The sequence below is a fragment of the Streptomyces durmitorensis genome (assembly GCF_023498005.1).
GTDB lineage: Bacteria > Actinomycetota > Actinomycetes > Streptomycetales > Streptomycetaceae > Streptomyces > Streptomyces durmitorensis.
In genome coordinates this window covers 9,164,690-9,182,316 of the sequence record NZ_CP097289.1, presented here as the reverse complement: position 1 = coordinate 9,182,316, position 17,627 = coordinate 9,164,690, and the positions used below count along the sequence as shown (strand labels likewise).

Annotated in this window: 17 protein-coding genes; 7 read left to right on the top strand and 10 right to left on the bottom strand. The window is 70.6% G+C overall.

Annotation, left to right across the window (positions count from 1 at the left end):
* Nucleotides 1–13: 13 nt before the first annotated feature.
* The 3 genes from M4V62_RS40600 to M4V62_RS40590 all read right to left on the bottom strand — a co-directional run bounded on the left by M4V62_RS40600 (nucleotide 14) and on the right by M4V62_RS40590 (nucleotide 3,401).
* Entirely contained in the window at nucleotides 14–1,741 is a 1,728-nt protein-coding gene (locus M4V62_RS40600; RefSeq protein WP_249592203.1) for an acyl-CoA dehydrogenase family protein, read from the bottom strand.
* A gap of 80 nt (nucleotides 1,742–1,821) precedes the next feature.
* A complete protein-coding gene (locus M4V62_RS40595) occupies nucleotides 1,822–2,379 on the bottom strand; it encodes a PadR family transcriptional regulator (RefSeq protein ID WP_249592202.1) in 558 nt (185 codons plus the stop codon).
* Nucleotides 2,380–2,519: 140 nt separating this feature from the next.
* Nucleotides 2,520–3,401, bottom strand: coding sequence for a LysR family transcriptional regulator (locus M4V62_RS40590; protein ID WP_249592201.1), 882 nt, complete (start codon nucleotides 3,399–3,401; stop codon nucleotides 2,520–2,522).
* A gap of 81 nt (nucleotides 3,402–3,482) precedes the next feature.
* On the opposite strand from M4V62_RS40590, the gene M4V62_RS40585 reads away from it, so the two are divergent.
* Both M4V62_RS40585 and M4V62_RS40580 read left to right on the top strand, forming a co-directional pair.
* A complete protein-coding gene (locus M4V62_RS40585) occupies nucleotides 3,483–4,721 on the top strand; it encodes an MFS transporter (RefSeq protein ID WP_249592200.1) in 1,239 nt (412 codons plus the stop codon).
* 148 nt (nucleotides 4,722–4,869) lie between these two features.
* On the top strand, nucleotides 4,870–5,898 hold the full coding sequence (locus M4V62_RS40580) for a hypothetical protein (protein WP_249592199.1): 1,029 nt from the start codon (nucleotides 4,870–4,872) through the stop codon (nucleotides 5,896–5,898).
* Nucleotides 5,899–5,956: 58 nt separating this feature from the next.
* On the opposite strand, the gene M4V62_RS40575 is transcribed toward M4V62_RS40580, so the two are convergent.
* Nucleotides 5,957–6,424, bottom strand: a complete 468-nt coding sequence (locus M4V62_RS40575) for an iron chaperone (RefSeq protein ID WP_249592198.1) — start codon at nucleotides 6,422–6,424, stop codon at nucleotides 5,957–5,959.
* A gap of 72 nt (nucleotides 6,425–6,496) precedes the next feature.
* Complete coding sequence (locus M4V62_RS40570; RefSeq protein WP_249592197.1) at nucleotides 6,497–6,952, bottom strand: carboxymuconolactone decarboxylase family protein; 456 nt, start codon at nucleotides 6,950–6,952, stop codon at nucleotides 6,497–6,499.
* Between the two features lie 177 nt (nucleotides 6,953–7,129).
* Here M4V62_RS40570 and M4V62_RS40565 point away from each other — a divergent pair, with 177 nt between their 5' ends.
* The 5 genes from M4V62_RS40565 (at nucleotide 7,130) to M4V62_RS40545 (ending at nucleotide 13,522) form a co-directional block, all read left to right on the top strand.
* Nucleotides 7,130–9,595 carry a tetratricopeptide repeat protein gene (locus M4V62_RS40565; RefSeq protein WP_249592196.1) on the top strand — a complete coding sequence of 822 codons (2,466 nt, stop codon included), beginning with the start codon at nucleotides 7,130–7,132 and terminating at the stop codon, nucleotides 9,593–9,595.
* Nucleotides 9,596–9,839: 244 nt separating this feature from the next.
* Complete coding sequence (locus M4V62_RS40560) at nucleotides 9,840–11,444, top strand: PP2C family protein-serine/threonine phosphatase (RefSeq protein ID WP_249592195.1); 1,605 nt, start codon at nucleotides 9,840–9,842, stop codon at nucleotides 11,442–11,444.
* Entirely contained in the window at nucleotides 11,441–12,535 is a 1,095-nt protein-coding gene (locus M4V62_RS40555) for a cobalamin B12-binding domain-containing protein (RefSeq protein ID WP_249592194.1), read from the top strand. Before M4V62_RS40560 ends, M4V62_RS40555 begins: the two co-directional genes overlap by 4 nt.
* Nucleotides 12,532–12,966, top strand: a complete 435-nt coding sequence (locus tag M4V62_RS40550) for an STAS domain-containing protein (protein WP_249592193.1) — start codon at nucleotides 12,532–12,534, stop codon at nucleotides 12,964–12,966. Before M4V62_RS40555 ends, M4V62_RS40550 begins: the two co-directional genes overlap by 4 nt.
* A 58-nt stretch (nucleotides 12,967–13,024) precedes the next feature.
* A complete protein-coding gene (locus M4V62_RS40545) occupies nucleotides 13,025–13,522 on the top strand; it encodes a MarR family winged helix-turn-helix transcriptional regulator (protein WP_249592192.1) in 498 nt (165 codons plus the stop codon).
* A 27-nt stretch (nucleotides 13,523–13,549) separates the two neighbouring features.
* On the opposite strand, the gene M4V62_RS40540 is transcribed toward M4V62_RS40545, so the two are convergent.
* The 5 genes from M4V62_RS40540 to M4V62_RS40520 all read right to left on the bottom strand — a co-directional run bounded on the left by M4V62_RS40540 (nucleotide 13,550) and on the right by M4V62_RS40520 (nucleotide 17,556).
* On the bottom strand, nucleotides 13,550–14,335 hold the full coding sequence (locus M4V62_RS40540; protein ID WP_249592191.1) for an AAA family ATPase: 786 nt from the start codon (nucleotides 14,333–14,335) through the stop codon (nucleotides 13,550–13,552).
* Nucleotides 14,336–14,393: 58 nt separating this feature from the next.
* Entirely contained in the window at nucleotides 14,394–15,098 is a 705-nt protein-coding gene (gene fabG, locus M4V62_RS40535; RefSeq protein ID WP_249593207.1) for a 3-oxoacyl-ACP reductase FabG, read from the bottom strand.
* Between the two features lie 61 nt (nucleotides 15,099–15,159).
* A complete protein-coding gene (locus tag M4V62_RS40530) occupies nucleotides 15,160–15,750 on the bottom strand; it encodes a hypothetical protein (RefSeq protein WP_249592190.1) in 591 nt (196 codons plus the stop codon).
* A 120-nt stretch (nucleotides 15,751–15,870) separates the two neighbouring features.
* Nucleotides 15,871–16,881, bottom strand: a complete 1,011-nt coding sequence (locus M4V62_RS40525; RefSeq protein ID WP_249592189.1) for an AvrD family protein — start codon at nucleotides 16,879–16,881, stop codon at nucleotides 15,871–15,873.
* A gap of 189 nt (nucleotides 16,882–17,070) precedes the next feature.
* Nucleotides 17,071–17,556, bottom strand: a complete 486-nt coding sequence (locus tag M4V62_RS40520; RefSeq protein WP_249592188.1) for a MarR family winged helix-turn-helix transcriptional regulator — start codon at nucleotides 17,554–17,556, stop codon at nucleotides 17,071–17,073.
* Nucleotides 17,557–17,627 lie beyond the last annotated feature (71 nt).

Sequence of the window (17,627 nt, the reverse complement as noted above, 5' to 3'; positions counted from 1 at the left end):
TGAACAGGGAGGGCTACGGAGCCATCTCGTACTCCCCGGCCAGTGCCTCGACCCGCTCCCACACCCGCGCCGAGCGGGCCTCGTCGACGACCGGGCGGCGCACCGCGCCCAGCGCCCAGCTCTGCTGCTGTGCGGTGGCGGAGTCCTTGCCGTGCAGTTCGACGGCGTGCGCGGAGAAGTCACGCACGAGAACCGAGAAGAGTTCGTCGAGCACGTCCTGGTCGAGGCCGGTCAGGCGCGCCTGCTCCAGGATCAGCTGGCCGTGCACGACGAGGGCGAACAGCTGGCCGACGGCGAGGAGGAGGTCGAGGTCGCGGCTCTGCTCCTTGTCGGGGGCGGCCGTGGTGACGAACTCGCAGAGGGCGTCGGCCTGTTCGCGGAAGCGGGCGACGTTGGGCACATCGGCGTACGCGTCGTAGGCGGTGCGCCAGTCGTGGAAGCGGATGGCACCCAGGCCGCGGGCCGGCCCCTGCCGGAAGAGGAAGTCGTCGTCGGCCGCGTCCAGACGGGTCGGCACGGGCTCGTACTCGGCCGGGTTCAGCAGGTGGTTGCCCATGAACTTGAGGATCAGGGCGAGGTTGACGTGGACCGTGCCCTCCAGCTTCGGCAGACCGCGGATCTCGACGGCGGCCTGGGCGAAGTAGGTGTCCTTCTCGAAGCCCTTGGCGGCGATGACGTCCCACATCAGGTCGATGACCTTCTCGCCCTCCGTGGTCACCTTCATCTTCGTCATGGGGTTGAAGAGGAGGTAGCGGCGGTCGTCGGGGCCCGCGGAGCGGAAGTAGTCGACGGCGCGGTCGCTGAACAGCTTCATCCCGACGAGGCGGACGTACGCGTCGGTCAACTCGCGGCGCACGTGCGGGAAGGCGGTGACGGGGCGGCCGTAGAGGATGCGGCCGGTGGCGTGGGTGACGGCCTCGTACATCGCGTGCTCGCAGATGCCGATCGAGGCGGTGCAGAGGTTGAACTTGCCGACGTTGACGGTGTTGAGTGCGGCGTCGAAGGCGGCGCGGCCGGTGTGCAGCACGTCGTCGGGGCCGACCGGGTAGTTCTCCAGGCGGAATTCGCTGACGTACTTGGAGGAGTCGACGACGTTCTTGACGAGGTGGTACGCCTCGTGACGGCTGTCGGCGGCGAAGAAGACGTAGCCGTCGGGGCCCTCGACGTCGGTGCGGCGGCCGAAGACGGAGACAAGGCCGGCCTCGTTGCCGTTGCCGATGTAGTACTTGGAGCCGCTGGCCCGGAAGCCGCCGGCACCGTCACTGTCCGGCTCGAGCAGCATGTCGGTGGAGTAGATGTCGGCGCCGTGGGTCTTCTCGGACAGGCCGAACGCGAACACCTCACCCTGGGAGAGGAGCTCCGCCGCGCGGGTGCGGGCGGCCGTGTTCTCGCTCTGCCAGACCGGGCCGAGGCCGAGGATGGTGACCTGCCACGCGTACCAGTAGTCGAGCCCGTAGAAGCCGAAGATCTCGTTGAGGGCGGCGATCCGGGCGGTGTCCCAGCGCGCGTCCTGCTTCCCCTCGGCCGCGGAGGCCGGGGTGAGGAAGGTCGCGAAGAGACCCTCCTTGGCGGAGAACTCGATGAAATCCGCGAGCCAGGCACGGGTGCGGTAGTCCTCGATCAGCCGGCGCTTGCCACGGGCCTCGAACCAGTCGACGGTCGCGCGCAGGAGCCTGCGGGTCTCGGGGTCGAAGTGCTTCGGGTCGTAGGTGCGCGGGTTGAACAGCAGCGGGTCGGCCATGGTTGTTCGCCTTTCCGGCTCGGGAGGTGAGGGGTGATGGTGCGGTGGGGTGTGCTGGCGGTGTGGAGCGCCGTGCCGGTTCAGTCCTCGGGACCGAGCCGGTGCAGGGTGTCGAGCACGTCGTCGAGCCAGGCGAGCGTCATGCGTTCGTACGCGATGCCGCCGCGCAGCACGACATGCTGGAGCTCCTGCCCGGCGTCGGGCGAGGCGGGCGCTTCGGGTCCGGTGAAGTCACGCCGCTCCCCCGCGAGATAGCGCGCGAGCCGCTCGGTGTGCGCCTGGCGGTGCCGCTCGACCTCACGGATCAGGGCGGCCGGGTCGTCGAAGGCCGCGCCGCGGATCTTCACGGCGAGCTCGTGCCGCACGCTCTCGGGTTCGATGGGCTCGTGCAGCCACTGGGAGAGCACGGACCGCCCGAGGGCGGCGACGGAGTACTCCTTCTTGTCCGGCCGCGCCTGCTGCGGCACCTCGCGGACGTCGATCCAGCCGTCGCTCTCCATGCGCTTGAGGACGCGGTAGATCTGCTGGTGGGTGGCGGTCCAGAAGTACCCGATGGACCGCTCGAACCGCCGGGCCAGCTCATAGCCTGAGCCCGGCTTCTCAAGGAGCGAGACGAGGATCGCGTGCTCTAGCGCCATGCCCCGATCCTGCTATGCAACTCGTTGCATAGACAAGTGGGGCCGCCCTGGTGAGACACGGCTCACCCGGGTGATCGGGTGCCCTCCGGGTGCTGATTGCTCTCGCTCCCCCGCCGCTGCCCCGCCCCGGCCACCGCCGGTCAACCCGGCATCGACTCCAGGAACGCGGCCGCCGCCGGTGAGTTCCGCGTCCGGCTCCACACCAGCCGCTCCTCGCGGACCGGCCCGTCCTTCACCGGCACCACCGTCAGCCGGGGAAGCCTCGGCACCAGGCGCGACGGCAGCAGCGCGATGCCCAGCCCGCCGCGCACCAGGTCGGCGAAGAACTCCAGGCCCTTGGCCTCGAACGCCACCTCGCGCCGCAGCCCCGCGGCCTGGAACGCCTCATCGGTCTGCGCCCGAGCGGCGATCCCCGCGGGAAAGTCCACGAACACCTCGTCGGCCAACCGCGCCAGCGACACCGGGGCGCCCGACGCCTCGCCCGCCAGCGGGTGGTCGGGGGCCACGACCACCACATGGCGGTCGACCACGAGCGTCCGCGTGCCCAGGACGGGATCGTCCGTACGGAACGAAGGCGGCACGCCCAGGAACGCCAGGTCGAGGGCCCCTTCCCGCACCCCGCGCACCAGAGCCTCGCTCATGCCGTCGATCAGGCGCATCGTGACCTGCGGATACGTGGCGTGATACGCGCGCATCAACTCCGGCACGTCGACCGCCGTCACCGTCGAGATCGCCCCGACGGCAAGGCGACCCCGGATCTCCCCCGTCGCAGCCGCCACCTCGGCCCGCGCACGCTCCGCTGCCTCAAGGGCCTGCCGCGCGGCGGGCAGGAACGCCTCGCCCGCCGGTGTGAGCGCCACCCTCCTGCTGGTCCGCTCGAACAGCCGCGCCCCTAGCTCCTTCTCCAGCTTGCCGATCTGATGGCTGAGCGCGGACTGCACCACCAGGCACCGCTCGGCGGCACGCGTGAACCCACCCGTCTCGGCGACGGCGACGACATAGCGCAACTGCTGCAGCTCCATGCGATGCATCGTGCTGCGCGATCGTTGGGATGACAAGGATGTGTTGGACTCATCAATGAGGACGGCCCCAGGCTGACTGCCATGACACAGACGGGACTTCACCGCCACCGCGTCACGGATCCGGAGGAGCACGGCGCCCCGCGCCGCGGCCTGCTGCTCCTCATGGCCGTCGCCACCGGCCTGTCCGCCGCGGGCAACTACATCGCCCAGCCCCTGCTCGACCTCATCTCCCAGGACCTCCACCTGGGCAGCGTCCTGGCGGGTCTCGTGGTCACCGCATCGCAGGCGGGGTACGCGCTCGGGCTGCTGCTGCTCGTCCCGCTCGGCGACGTCATCGACCGGCGCCGCCTGGCGGTGACCCTGTTCCTGGCCACCGCCCTCTTCCTCAGCGTCTGCGCCCTCGCCCCCGGCGGCCCTCTCCTCCTCGCGGGCACCGTCCTTGCGGCCCTCACCTCGGTCGGCGCCCAGGTCGTCGTCGCGCACGCCGCCGCCCTGGCCACCGCCGAGACCCGGGGTCGTGCCGTCGCCACCGTCATGTCGGGCGTTCTGCTCGGCGGCCTGCTGGCCCGGACCGCCGCGGGCGGTCTGTCCGAACTGGGCGGCTGGCGCACCGCGTACTGGGTCCTCGCCGTCCTGATGACGGGCGCGGCCCTCACGCTCCACCGCCGCCTGCCGCACCTGCCGGTCACCGCCGACCTGCGCTACCCGGCCCTGCTGCGCTCCACCCTGTCCCTGCTGCGGAAGGAGCCGGTGCTGCGCAGCCGCGCCCTGCTCGGCGCGTTGTCCTTCGCCTCGTACAGCGTCCAACTCACCGCGCTCACCTTCCTGTTGGCCGGTGCGCCCTTCCACTGGTCCGCGCCCGCGATCGGCCTGTTCGGCCTGTTCGGTGCCGTGGGTGTCCTGGCGATGACGTTCGCGGCGCGCCTCGGCGACCGCGGCCACGCCCAGCGGGTGACCGGCGTCGCCACCGCCCTGCTGCTCACGGGCTGGCTGATCCTGCTGGCGGGAGAACACTCCCTGGCCTGGCTCGCGGTCGGTGTCGTAGCCCTGACCATCGGCCAGCAGGCGGTCCTCAACAGCAGCCAGACCATCCTGTTCGCGCTCGACGCCCAGGCCCGCAACCGCATCAACTCGGCGTTCGCGACGAGCCTCTTCCTCGGCGGCGCCCTGGGCTCCGCGCTCGCCTCCGTCGTCTGGGCGACGGCCGGCTGGTCCGGGGTCTGCGCACTGGGCGCGACGCTGGCCGCCGGAGCCGTCGCCGTGTGGGCACGGGGACGTGCCGCCTGCACCGTCGGCCACTCACGTCGCACTTCACCATGAAGTACGTCAAGCCTGCCTGCCCCTTAGCCCGGCGGCCTGCCCCTTAGCCCGGTGGTCACTTCCGCTCGGGGCGTGCCGCCGTCCGCCGAGGAGGCTCCCCGCGCTCACCCGCCGAGAACGCGAAGCCGACCTCCGTAGCGTGACGGCCATGGTGAGGAACACACCCAACGCGGCCGACCGTCACTTGATCCGTATCGCAGCGGCCTCCGGGCTGGAGTTGAGCGCGGCCCGCCTGGAGCGCTGGCGAGCGGCTGGGCTCATCCCACGCCCCGGACCGGACACCTTGATCCAGGTCGGCGGCTCCCGGGTCCATCCCGTGGAGACCGCAGCCCTCGTGCTGGGCCTCCTGGAGTGCGCCAGGCACTGCCGCGCGGTCGACGACCTGGTGCTCCTCGCGTTCTTCAACGGCGTTCCCGTGCCGACCCAGCCGGTACGGATCGCCCTCGCCAAGGCCTTCTTCGGGACCTACGTGCAGCGACGGGACGACGAGCGGGCGGCCTTGGACAGCGTGCCGGCGGAGCACCGTGACGCCGATCCGCCCGAGTACAACTGGGCCGAGGCGGCAGCCGAGTTGGACATGGCCCACCACCGGGACGCCGTACGGCAGATGAGGGCCAATCTGAAGCGGCGCCGCGACCTCGCCACGGCCTCCCGCGCGGAACTCGACGCACGTGTCCGCGGCGTTCTGATCTGGCTCAACGCTCCCGCCCTGCCGACTCACGACGCCGTCTTCATGGCCGATCTGCGCAGCGCGATGGCGTTCGACGCCGCCCCCGAACGCTCCCGGGCCGCCTGGCTGTTGGCCGCCCTGTGCCACAGCGAACAGCGGGCGGAACGCCGTGAGACCTGCGGCGAGGAGCGGCTGGCCACGCTGCTCTCCGTGCCGGACGACGAGCTGGGGAGCCTGCGCGAGCAGGTGGCCGAATCGCTCGACGCCATGTGGTTCATGGCGACCGAAGGACGCAGCCGCCACTACGCCATCGGGTCGGCTTCGACGGCCCGCCATGCGGGCCGCATGCTCGTGGAATGGATCAGCGTCCGCCAGGTCCATCCCCCCGGCTCCCGGCCGGCTCAAGTCCTCGTGGACAGCCTGCGCGGCCTGTGGCTGCTCGTGGCCGAGACATGCGGCGAGGGCCGGGCCGCGTTCCAGCAAAGGACACGCCGACCCGGCCTCTGAAACCGGCCGCACCACCCGCCTCGCCGACCGAGGCGGCCCCGCCGCCCTGCCGCCCCGCTCAGTTCACCGCCTTCTCCACGAGCGCCCCGATCTTCGCCGCGCCCTCGGCCGTCAGCTCCGTCAGGGCGTACGAGGCCGGCCACATAGAGCCGTCGTCGAGGTTCGCCTTGTCGCTGAAGCCGAACGTCGCGTACCTCGCGCTGAACTTCTGCGCGCTCTGGAAGAAGCAGACGACCTTGCCGTCCTTGGCGTACGCGGGCATCCCGTACCAGAGCTTCGGCGCGAGCTCCGGCACGCTTTCCTTGATCACGGCGTGGATCCGTTCGGCCATGACGCGGTCCGATTCCTGCATCTCGGCGATCTTCGCGACCACGGCGGCCTCTTCCTCCGCCGCCTTGTCGGCGCGCGATCCGCGACGCGAGGACGCCTTGAGCTCCTGGGCGCGCGCCTTCATCGCGCCGCGTTCCTCATCCGTGAATCCGTCGAACTTCTCGGCGGTCGCGGTGGGCTTCTGGGTGGTCGTCATGGCGGGCTTCCTTACGTACGCGGGTGTGCGGGTGGATGAGTGGCCGGGTGGGATGCGGTCGTGCCCGGGAGGTCAGCCCCACGCACCGGCGATCTGACGGGTCGTGGCGTTGAGCCGGTTGAACAGGTTGGTCACGCCGATCATGAGGACGATCGCGGCCAGCTGCTTCTCGTCGAAGTGGGTGGCTGCGGCGTCCCACACCTCGTCGTTCACCGCGTCGGAACGGTCGGCGAGGCGCGTCGCGGCCTCGGCGAGCTCGAGCGCGGCCCGCTCCGCCTCGGTGAAGTACGGGGCCTCGCGCCAGGCGGCGACCGTGGCGAGGCGCTCGTCGCTGACGCCCGCCTTGCGGGACGACTTCGCGCCGCCGTCGACACAGGCGCTGCAGCCGTTGATCTGGCTGACCCGCAGGTGCACAAGCTCCAGGGTCTGTCCCTCCACCCCGCCGGAGTGGACGGCCTTGAAGAGGGTCTGGATGGCCGGCATGGCGTCGGACAGGACGACGGCGGGGTTCTGCATACGGGACTGCATCTCGGTGTACTCCTTCTTCCGGTTCGCTCCCCGTTCCCTCGGGGCGTGACTCCATATCAGCCCGATCCGCTCGCCACGACCACGGCGATGGGACACCGTGGGACAGCTGAAACAGCCTTGAGCAGCGAAGACTTGGCCCGGTAGGTTTCTGGCGACACGGGACATGGGGGGTACCTGGTGGATGCAACACAACGGACCGCGACGGCGGACCCGCAGAACGACCTTGCGGCCCGACTGCGCCTGATCCAAGAACTGTCCGGACTCGGCGTGCGGGCACTGGCGCGGGACGCCGGTCTCAGCTCCTCGTCGCTTTCGCGCTACCTCAGTGGCCAGACCGTGCCGCCCTGGCCCGCGGTGATCGCGCTCTGCCGCCTCGTCAAGCGCGACCCCCGCCCGCTGCGCCCCTTGTGGGAACGCTCCTCCAACCCGCTCCCCGCACCCCCGAAGTCAAGCCGCCAGGGCAGGCCGAGGCCGCGCAACGATCTGCCGCGCGACGTAACCGACTTCACCGGGCGCGAGGCCGAACTCACCGCCGTGCTCGCCGCGGTGGACAGTCACCAGGTGGTCGCCGTCGACGGCATGGCCGGTGTGGGCAAGACCTGCCTGGCGATACACGCCGCGCACCGGCTCGCCGCCGACTGTCCCGACGCCCAGCTCTACGTGGATCTCCACGGGTTCACCGAGGGCCGCGAGCCGCTCGACCCCGACTCCGCGCTGCGGATGCTGCTCGGGGCGCTCGATGTCCCGTCCGAGAAGGTCCCGCGGGAGGGCGTCGAGCAACTGGCCGCCTGCTGGCGGTCGGAGCTGGCCGGCCGCCGGGTCGTCGTGGTGATCGACAATGCCGCCGACGCCGACCAGGTCCGGCCGCTGCTGCCCGGCGCCGGTCCGTCCGTCGCCCTGATCACCAGCCGCAACCGGCTCATCGGCCTGGACGAGGTGCCCCCGGTCTCCCTGGACGTACTGAGCCCGCGGGAGAGCGCCGAGCTCCTCGCCCGCGCCAGCGGCGACCCGAGCGGCCTCGACGGCCGCCTGGCACGCGACCCGGAGTCCACTGCCGAGGTGCTGCGGCTGTGCGGCCATCTGCCGCTCGCCCTGCGCCTCGCCGCGGCCCGGCTGCGGCACCGTCCCGGCTGGACCGTGGGCATCCTCGTCGAGCGGATGGCCGAGGGCCCGAGCGAGTTCGACACCGCGTTCGCCATGTCCGTACGGCAGTTGGACCGCTCCCAGGCCCGCCTGTTCCGGCTCCTTGGCCTGTTGCCCGGCGGTTCCTTCGACGCGTACCTGGCGGCGGCGCTCGCGGACGTACCGCTGCGCAGCGCGCGGGCGATCCTGGAGGACCTGGTCGACGCGCACCTCGTACAGGAGTCGGCGGCCGGGCGCTACCGGCTGCACGACCTGGTGCACCAGCACGCGCGCCGGGCAGGCACGGAGCAGGACTCACCGGCCGAGCGGGAACGCGCCCTTGGCCGCTTCCTCGACTACTACGTGCACGCGGCGGCCGCCGCGGACGCCGCGATGCCGTTCCTGTCGCCGGGCCGCCCGGCCTCGGCGGGCAGGCCTCCGGCAGCACTCCCGCACTTCACCGACAAGAACGCGGCGTTCGCCTGGCTCGTCGCGGAGTACGAGAACCTGGTGGCCGCCTTCGAGACGGCGGACGCCGTCGGGGCCGACGCGCATGTGTGCGAGCTGCCGCGCTTCCTGCGGGCGTACTTCGCGCGCCGCTGCGGCACGACGCACCTCAACGTGCTCTTCGAGCGGTCGCTGTCCGCCGCCGAACGCCTGGGCGATCCCCTGCAACTGGCCGACGCGCACAGCGATTTGGGGTTCGCGCGCTACAACGCGGGCCGTATGGCGGAGGCCGACGCGGCGTACGAGGCCGCGAAGGCGCGCTTGTCCCAGGCGGGCGACTTCGGTTCGGAGGCCGAACTGGCCCTGCGGCGCGGCTACCTGAAGTGGGACGAAGGGCATGTCCAGGAGCCGCTCGAACTCTTCAGGCTGGCGGGGACGTTGTACGAGCGGGCCGGTTCCCCCACCGGCACGGCCAGTGCTGCCGCGTCGGAGGCCTGGGCGATGCTGCAGCTGGGACACCGCGAGGAGGCGGCGCAGCGGGCCCGTGAGGTGCTTGCCGCCCCTCATACCGATCCCGCATGGCCGCCCGCGCTGACGGCCCGGATCACCCTCGGGGTCGCCATGGCCCACGAGGAACCCGACGAGGCGGCGGAACACCTGCGTCAGGCACTGGCACTGGCCCGCGAGGACGGACACCTTCACAACGAGGCATGGTGCCTCAACTGCCTGGGTGTCGCGTTCCGGCGCATGGGCCGCTACGAAGAGGCGCTGGACGCCCACCGCAAGGCGTTCGCGCTGCTCGACGAGCTCTTCGAGGAACACTGGAAGATCCGCTTCCTCAACGGCTACGCGGAGACCTGCCGCCTCGCGGGCCTGCCCGACGAGGCCCTGCGCCTGCACCGGCGGGCTCTGGAGCTCGCCCCTCATTTGGGTTACCGCAATGAGGAGGCGCTGGCCCACGAAGGAATCGCGATCCTGCTCGACGGGACAGATCCGACCGCAGCCGCGGAACACCGCGCCGCAGGTCAAGCCGTGCTGCGGACAGAGCCATCAGCCGGTTGTCCGAGGGGGTGAAGGCGCATCCGACATACGGGGCCGCGCCCCGATGGGTGTCCCGATCCAAGGCTGTCAAACCCCATGGCAGCCACACAGTTTCGCGGGTATCAGTGCTGGTTGCCAGACGTGTGGGACGTGCGGGATGGTTGCTTAAAGGCAACGTTCCTTCGAGTTGATGAGGTGAGGGATTCGCCCAGCGGGTCCTCAATTCTTGGTCTCTCCCCCCGCGCAGACCGGCGCCGCCACAGAGCAGGACTCTCCGTTGAGTCATGCTCCCTGCCCCGTCCTCGTCACTGACGCCGAGGGCGTCATCGTGCTGCGCAGCGACGCGGCCGGTGCGCTCCTGCCCCGGGCTCGGCCCGGCACCGTCTTCACGGACGTGGTCCCCACCTGGCTCCGCGCCGCGCACGACGCGCTGCGGGTGCCGGACCGGGGTGCCGACCGGACAGCGGGCAGACCGGCATCCGGTGCGATCGGCGAGCGCAGCTTCGAGGCGCACACCGGCGTGCGGGACGACGGCACCGTGGTGTGGTGGCTGGTGGACGACACCGACCACCGGCTGGTCCGTGAAGCCCTGCACATGGAGCGCGAGCGGACCGAGTTCCTGGCCAAGTCGTCCAACCTGCTGCTCTCCTCCCTGAACCTGGAGCGCTGCATGGGCGTGACGGCTCAGCTGGCCGCGGAGTATCTCTCCGATGCGGCGCTGGTCATCGCGCCCTCGCGGGGAGCGCGGCTGCCGGTGATGACGTGCCTGCGCGGCGAAAGCCCCGTCCGGTCCCAGGAGTCGGCGGATCCGGACGATGTGCCCGGACTCGGAGAGGCGCTGCGCGGCTTCCCGCCGGTGCCGTCGCGGTGGATCGATCCCTCCGTGGCACCGGACTGGATGGTGCCCGAGGACTTCGGGCCTGTCGGCTCGATAGTGATCACTCCACTGCCCGGTCACGGAGTCGCGGCCGGTGCGCTCGTCCTGCTGCGCCGCTCCAGCACGGCCGCGTTCACCGACGGTGAAGAAGTGTTCGCCCGATTGTTCGCCACGCGCGCGGGGGCCGCCATGTCGGCCGCACGCCTGTACGCGGAACAGACCTCGATCACCGAGGTCCTGATGCGCGAGCTGCTTCCCCCCTCGCTGCACCAGATCTCCGGTGTGGACTTCGCCGGAGGCTACCGCCCGTCGGAGGACCATGAACGGATCGGCGGGGACTTCTACGACGTGCACCCCGCGGCTGTCGAGGGCGAGGCCTCGCTCGTGACGCTCGGGGACGTCTGCGGCAAGGGTCTCGAAGCAGCGGTGCTGACCGGCAAGATCCGCAACACCTTGCACGCCCTGCTTCCCCTCGCCGACGACCACCAGCGGATGATCAGCCTGCTGAACACCGCTCTGGTCAATTCCCATCACACCCGGTTCGCGACGCTGGTCCTGGCCTCCGCCGTGCGGGAGGGCAGCGCGGTGAACCTGCGGCTGACCAGTGCCGGTCATCCGGCTCCGCTGATCGTCCGTACGAATGGTGCGGTGGAGGAGGCCGAGACACGCGGCACGCTGGTGGGCGCGATTCCCGATGTCCATGCCCGGACCGCTTCGGTCACCCTCGCGCCCGGCGAGTCCTGCGTGCTCTACACCGACGGGATCACCGAGGCCAAGGGCGGGCCGATGGGCGGTGACGAGTTCGGTGAGAGGCGGCTCCAGCGCGTCCTGGCGGAGTGCGCGGGCATGCCGTCGGAGGGAATCGTGGAGCGCGTCCAGATGCTCGCCTCCCAGTGGGTCGGCAGAGGCCGGCACGACGACATGGCGGTCGTGGTGATCTCCGCGCCCCGCACCCAGCATCTCAGTGCGGTGAACGGCCGCACTCGGGGCAGGTACACCGCATGACGACGCGTACTCCACACCGGCCGCCCGCCGGTGAAGCAGTCCAGCAAGCGGCCGGTGAGCTGTGGGCAGCCGTCGCGGCGGCCGATGAATACACGGCCACCGATGTGGTGCTGCACGCTCTGGACGACGGCGTCGCACCGGAGAGCGTGCTCCTCGACGTGATCGCCTCGGTCCAGGGCAAGGTCGGTGAGGAGTGGGCCGCCAACCGCCTCACCGTGGCCCAGGAGCACGCCGCGACAGCCATCAGCGAGCGGGCCGTGGCCGCGCTCTCCGTGCACCCGGCCGCGCGCACGGCCCCCTACCGGGGCAGGATCACGGTGGCCTGTGTGGACGGGGAGTGGCATGCGCTGCCCGCGCGTCTGCTGGCCGAGGTACTGAAGCTGCGCGGCTGGCACGTCGACTACCTCGGCGCACAGGTCCCCGCCCCGCACCTCATCGCCCACCTGCACCGCACCGACACCGACGTGGTCGCGCTCTCCAGCTCGATCGCGGCCCGGCTGCCCACCGCGCACGCCGCGATCACCGCCTGCCAGGCGATCGGCGTACCCGTACTGGCCGGTGGAGCCGCGTTCGGGCCCGACGGCAAGTACGCCCGCCTGCTGGGCGCCGACGCCTGGGCTCCCGACGCCCGCGCCGCCGCCGACCGCCTCGCCCGGGCGCCGCTGCGGCGCCCGCACCCCGGCCACCAGCCCATCGACGACCTGCCGCATCTGGACGACCAGGAATACACCATGGTCTGCCGCAGCAGGACCTCCCTCGTGCGCACCGTCTTCACGGCGCTCGAGGAGGCGTTCCCCGCCATGCGCGCGTACAGCGACTCGCAGCGTGAACACACCGCGGAAGACCTCGCGCACATCGTGGAGTTCCTTGCCACCGCCCTCTACCTGGGCGACGAGGACCTCTTCACCTGGTTCATCTCCTGGACCGCGGGGATCCTCACCGCGCGCGGTGTGCCGGCGCACAGCCTGCCACCGGCCCTGGACATCCTGGCCCACGAGCTCAAGGACTTCCCCAGAGCCGCCCGGACCCTCGAAAGCGGCATCGCCGCGCTCACCCCCCACCCCCGCGCCACCGCAGGAAAGCCCGCATGACCACGACGCCGCCCACGCCCTTGCGCCTGACCACGGTCGACACCGAGGACACCGTCCGTATAGAGCTCCACGGCGATCTCGACCACGACAACGCGGACCATCTCCTGCACGCCGTCACCGGCAAACTCGCCGAGCACCCGCGCCTGGACGACCTGCACCTGCACTGCTCGGGGCTCGACGTCGTCGACTCGATGGGGCTCTCGATCCTGCTGATGATCCGTCGCAGGACCGGCGCGGCCGGCGTCCGGCTCCATCTGGACGACCGCACCGCGAAGCTCGATCGGCTCCTGACCCTCACCGGTACCCTGGATCACCTCACGGCGCCCCTTCCGGGCGACGTGAACTCCCCCCTCGGCAGCACGGCAGAACCCCCGATGACAAGCGGGGAAGCGACATCGGCCCGCCCCACCGGGCCGCACCGCACCACCTGACGCCACTCGGCTCCCCGCCTCCGCGCGGGGAGCCGAGCCACACACTGACGGGGCGCACATGCCAGTACCAGAGTCCACCTCGCACACCTTCTCCCACGCGGCCACTCGGTCCGCGAGCGGCATAGTCGAGCTGCTGGACGTGATGTGGGAACACGCCAGAGGGTCGGCCACCATCGCTCCCGCCTCCACCTCGCAACTACGCCTGATGTACGTCGTCGACCGCGCCGAGGGGATACGGATGCGGACCCTGTGCAAGCGGCTCGCCACCGCCCCTCCCTCCGTCACCCGCATGTGCGACCGCCTGCAGGCCATCGGCTTCCTGGAGCGGCTGCCCTGCCCCGGAAGCGGACGGGAGGTCACTCTGCGGCTGACCGCCGAGGGGCAGAACCACCTGCTGCGCATCCGCGAGCAGCGCGAGAACACGCTGCACCACGCCATCAGCGCCCTGCCCCAGGCCGAGCGGCGCGCGCTGGCCAAGGGCCTCGCGGGACTCCACGCCCAACTCGCCGCGGACGCCGACGAGGAGAGCAGACCCGGCTTCGCCCCGGCAGCCTGAACCTCCGTGCGCCCAGACCCCGTTCTCTCAGAAACGCACCGCGTACGAGACGCGCCGCCGCAAGGACTTGGTCCGCTGGGCCTCGTGGAAGCGGGCGTCCTTCTCCAGGATCTCGGTGGCCCGGCTCACCTTCGCACCTGCCCTTTCGATCGCCTCGTCGAGCGGCATCACCAGGGGCAGGTCGAAGATCTCGACGATCCGCTCCACGCGTTCACGGACGGTGCCGCCCACCACGTGGTAGGGGATCTCCAGCTCCTCCAGAGTCTCGATCAGCAGATCGTCGGACATCTTCCGGAACGGCTCGGAAACCGGCCGATGGCCGTCGGCCTTCATCTCGAACTCCACCGGCAGATGCACATAGGCGTCGTAGATCCGCTTGGCACGGGCCTTGGCGACCGCGCCGTAGGCGTCCATGTACTGGCGGTAGAACCGCTTCACCGGCAGCCCGGCGATGTTCTTCACCGTTCGCAGGAGCAGGTTCGCTCCGGGGTTGATACCGACCCGCATGCGTGCCTCGCCGTAGATCCATTCGTGGATCACGGAGCCGTCCGAGATGAACGGCCCCTGGCCCGCCTCGTGGTGGATCCGCTCCTCGAGTCGGCGCAGCCCGAGCATCGTCAGTTCCATCGCGCTGAGTTCCTGGACCTGTTTGCCCGGCACGAGGTCCAGGAGGATCTCCCGGGACGTCATCGCGTGCGTACGGGGGATGCCCGTCGCCATCGACAGCGTCTCGGTCGTGGTGCTCTTTCCGCTGGAGTACGTTCCGGAGATCGCCAGGTGCAGACCGCGCTGCGGGGTGCTTGTGTCCCCCATGAGGTGCTCTCTTCCCGTTGTCGGTGGCCCGGCCGAAGCCGGGTGTGAGGTGATGTGGTCAGCCACCGAGGCCCAGACCTCCGCTGACCGGCAGGACCGCCCCGGTGATGAAGCGACCCGAATCGCCGGCCAGGAAGCGCACGGCGGCGGCGACGTCGGCGACTTCTCCGGCGCGGCCGAGCGGGGTGATGGCCAGCAGATGTTCGCGTCGGCGATCGGTGATCCCGCGGCTCATGTCCGTGTCGATCAGGCCTGGTGCGACGATGTTGACCGTGATGTTCCTGGGCCCGAGCTCCCAGGCGAGGGAGCGGGCCATGCCGAGCATTCCGGCCTTCGCGGCGCCGTAGTTGACCTGTCCCGGCGCTCCGTACGCGTAGGTCATGGAGGAGATCAGTACGATCCGTCCCCAGCGCGCCCGCACCATCCCCCGCACGGCGCGGCGCATTGTGCGGAAGGCGCCGTGCAGGTTGACGTCGACGACGTCCGTGAAGTCCCGCTCGTCCATGCGCAGGAACAGCGTGTCCCGCGTGATGCCCGCGTTGACGACGAGCACTTCGACCGGCCCGTGTGCGGCCTCCGCCTTCTCGAAGGCGGCGTCGATGCTCTGACTGTCCGTCATCTCGGCGCGGACGCCGAGCAGTCCGTCGGGCGGCGGCGCGTCCCGGTGGGTGACGGCGACTTGATCGCCGTCGGCAGCCAGGGCGGTTGCCACGGCGAGCCCGATGCCTCGGTTGCCGCCGGTGACCATGACCGAACGTCCCATCAGTGACTCCTCGGGGCCGTATCCGCCCGCGGCGTCGGTGTGCGCTTCCTGGTTCATCGGGTCACCTCGCCGAGCCGGTCGCCGCCGCGCAGCAGTGCGACGCATCGGCGAACAGATGGTCGACGGCTGCCGCGAGGCGGTCCGCCGTCAGGGCGTTCGGCAGCAGCCGCCGGGCGAAGCGCGGGCTCGGCGGCACTCCGTCGCGCCGTTCCTCGGCCATCAGCGGCGGCAGGAACGCCATCGGCGTACGGGAGAGTGCCGCGTCGCTCTCCGCGAGGAAGCGCAGGGCGCGCTGCCTGTGTGCCTCGGGCAGCCAGTCGAGGAACGGCAGCCGGACGTCGATGACCTCGCCGTCCGCGAGGTCGCCGGAGTCGGCGCCCACCTGGACGCTCGGCAGCCGGCAGGGCGCGGCCCGCCACTCCTCGCGCAGCATGGGGACGCGGGCGCGGGCCTCGTCGAGCAGGACGAGCAGCGGCCGTTCGCCGTCCAGGTGCTCGCGCACCTCGGCACGCTGTGCCGCGTCCGGCCACAGTCCCGTCGGTGTCCAGTGTCGCGCTCCCGGACCGGGAGCGGGCTCGTCCCAGAGCACGCGGGCCGGTCCTTCGAGCACGACGAGCACGTCTCCTAATCGGAACGTGGGCGTAAAGTGCATGATCTGTTTCCCCCGTTGTGTTGCTTAGGCGTAACTGTGTTCCTCACGTGCAACACCGGCGCGAATTGAATTCCGCAACGATGGAATAGGTGTGCACCGGTGGCGAAGTCGGCCGTGCGGTTATGCGGCGGCGGGCAGGCGGTGCGCCAGCCAGCAACGGCCGTCGATTCCCGCGAAATCGTCGACCGCGAGTTCCGCGGTGCGCCAGCGGGCGTCGCCCATGGACAGGAGCCGGGAGCTCTCGGTCCGCACGGTCGGGGTGAAGCTGTGCCCCAGCGGTCGCACCGGAGTGCCCGCACTGATGACGAAGCGCCTCATCCAGAGCGTGTCGCTGCTGCCTCGGGAGAGCCCGTCCTGTGCATAGAGCAGGATCTGGGCCAACTGGGCCACGCCCACCAGCGCGTCGACCAGGGAGACCGAAGGACCGTAGGCCGCTTCCGCTCCGCAGGTGAGCGCGTCCTCGTCCGTGGCGACCACACGCTGGAGTCCCCGGATCTCCTGCCGGTCGAGGTCGACGCGGACCTGCTCGGCGTGCTGTTCGCGCTGTTTGTAGCCCACGCCGTAGTGACGGGCTCGCGCCGGCCCCAGTGCCTGCGTCTCGTCGGCGTACGTGGCCGGTGACCCCGCCCCGCCGACCTGCTCGTGCACCAGCGTGCAGCGCACTTTCAGGCGCCCGACCCGGCAGTCGAACGTACTGGCCAGCAGACCGCGTTCCCCGGTCGGACCGTCGACTGCGACCAGCCTGCCCTCGACAGGAAAGTCCGCGAGGTCTTCGTGAGGCGTGCTGCCGGCCCGTACATCGGCACGGCGCAGCCAGATCCTGCGCCGCTCGGCCGGGCCGAGTCCGAAGGCCCGGCCGATGTGCGTCTCCGCCAGGTTCGCGGCGAGCACCAGTGCGTCGATGCTGCTCAGGTGCGGCCGCAGCTCGCCGGCGCCCGTCTTGCGGGACCAGTCACTCGGATACGCGAGCGTGCCGCGCGCGGTGATGAACCCGCCCGGCTCCGCGGAGCCGTCGGTGGTGATGTTCTTGAGGCTCTGGGTGACGCGTTTGTATCCGCTTCCGAAAAAGCGGGAGCTGCCAGGCCCGAGGCAGCTGTCCAGAGATCCGTACAATAATTCCTTGTTGCTCATTCCCCGTTTACCTTCCCCCGTGTCGCGGACCATGCGGCCCGGACAGAAAAAAGACTAGCCAGCAGCCAAAGGGGAAAGCAATTATTTACGGCATTCTGTGACGGCCTGCACAGATCCATCCAAAGGAAACCTCAAAAAGGGATCCTTTAACTCCAGTTGGGCCGGAGCAATTCCGAAACCGGTCGGACATCACTCGCAGGCCACCACGCGCGGCCAGCGGTCGGCGAGCAGATCGCCGAGCAGCGACCGCAGCCGGTCGCGGTCCTCGGCGGGCACTGCGGACAGGAAGTCCTGCTCCACGGCGTCGACGGCGCGCCCGGCGCGCTCAAGTGCCTCGCGGCCGCCATCGGTGAGGCGCAGGATGTAGCGCCTGCGGTCCGACGGGTTGCGCCGCCGCTCCACATGGCCGGCCCGCTCCATCTCGTCGATCAGAGCCACCATGGTCGTCGGGTCGAGGTGGAGGAGCCTGCTCAGATCCTGCTGAGACAGGCTCAGATCGCTCTCCAGCGCGGCCAGGACGTAGAAATAGCGCAGGCGCATGCCCTGCGCCATGAGCGCCCGTTCCGCGTCCTCCATCAGGATCGATCCGGCCTTGTTCAGCAGATAGCCGGTCCTGCGGACGAGGGGGAAGTCGAGCGCGGCGGGTTGCGTCGGAGCGGGCGTCGCCTCAGTCATCCGGGCCGTTCCCCTTTACTGCTGATGTGCTGCTGAGATCTCGGTGACACGACCGGATCAGGGGATGCCGT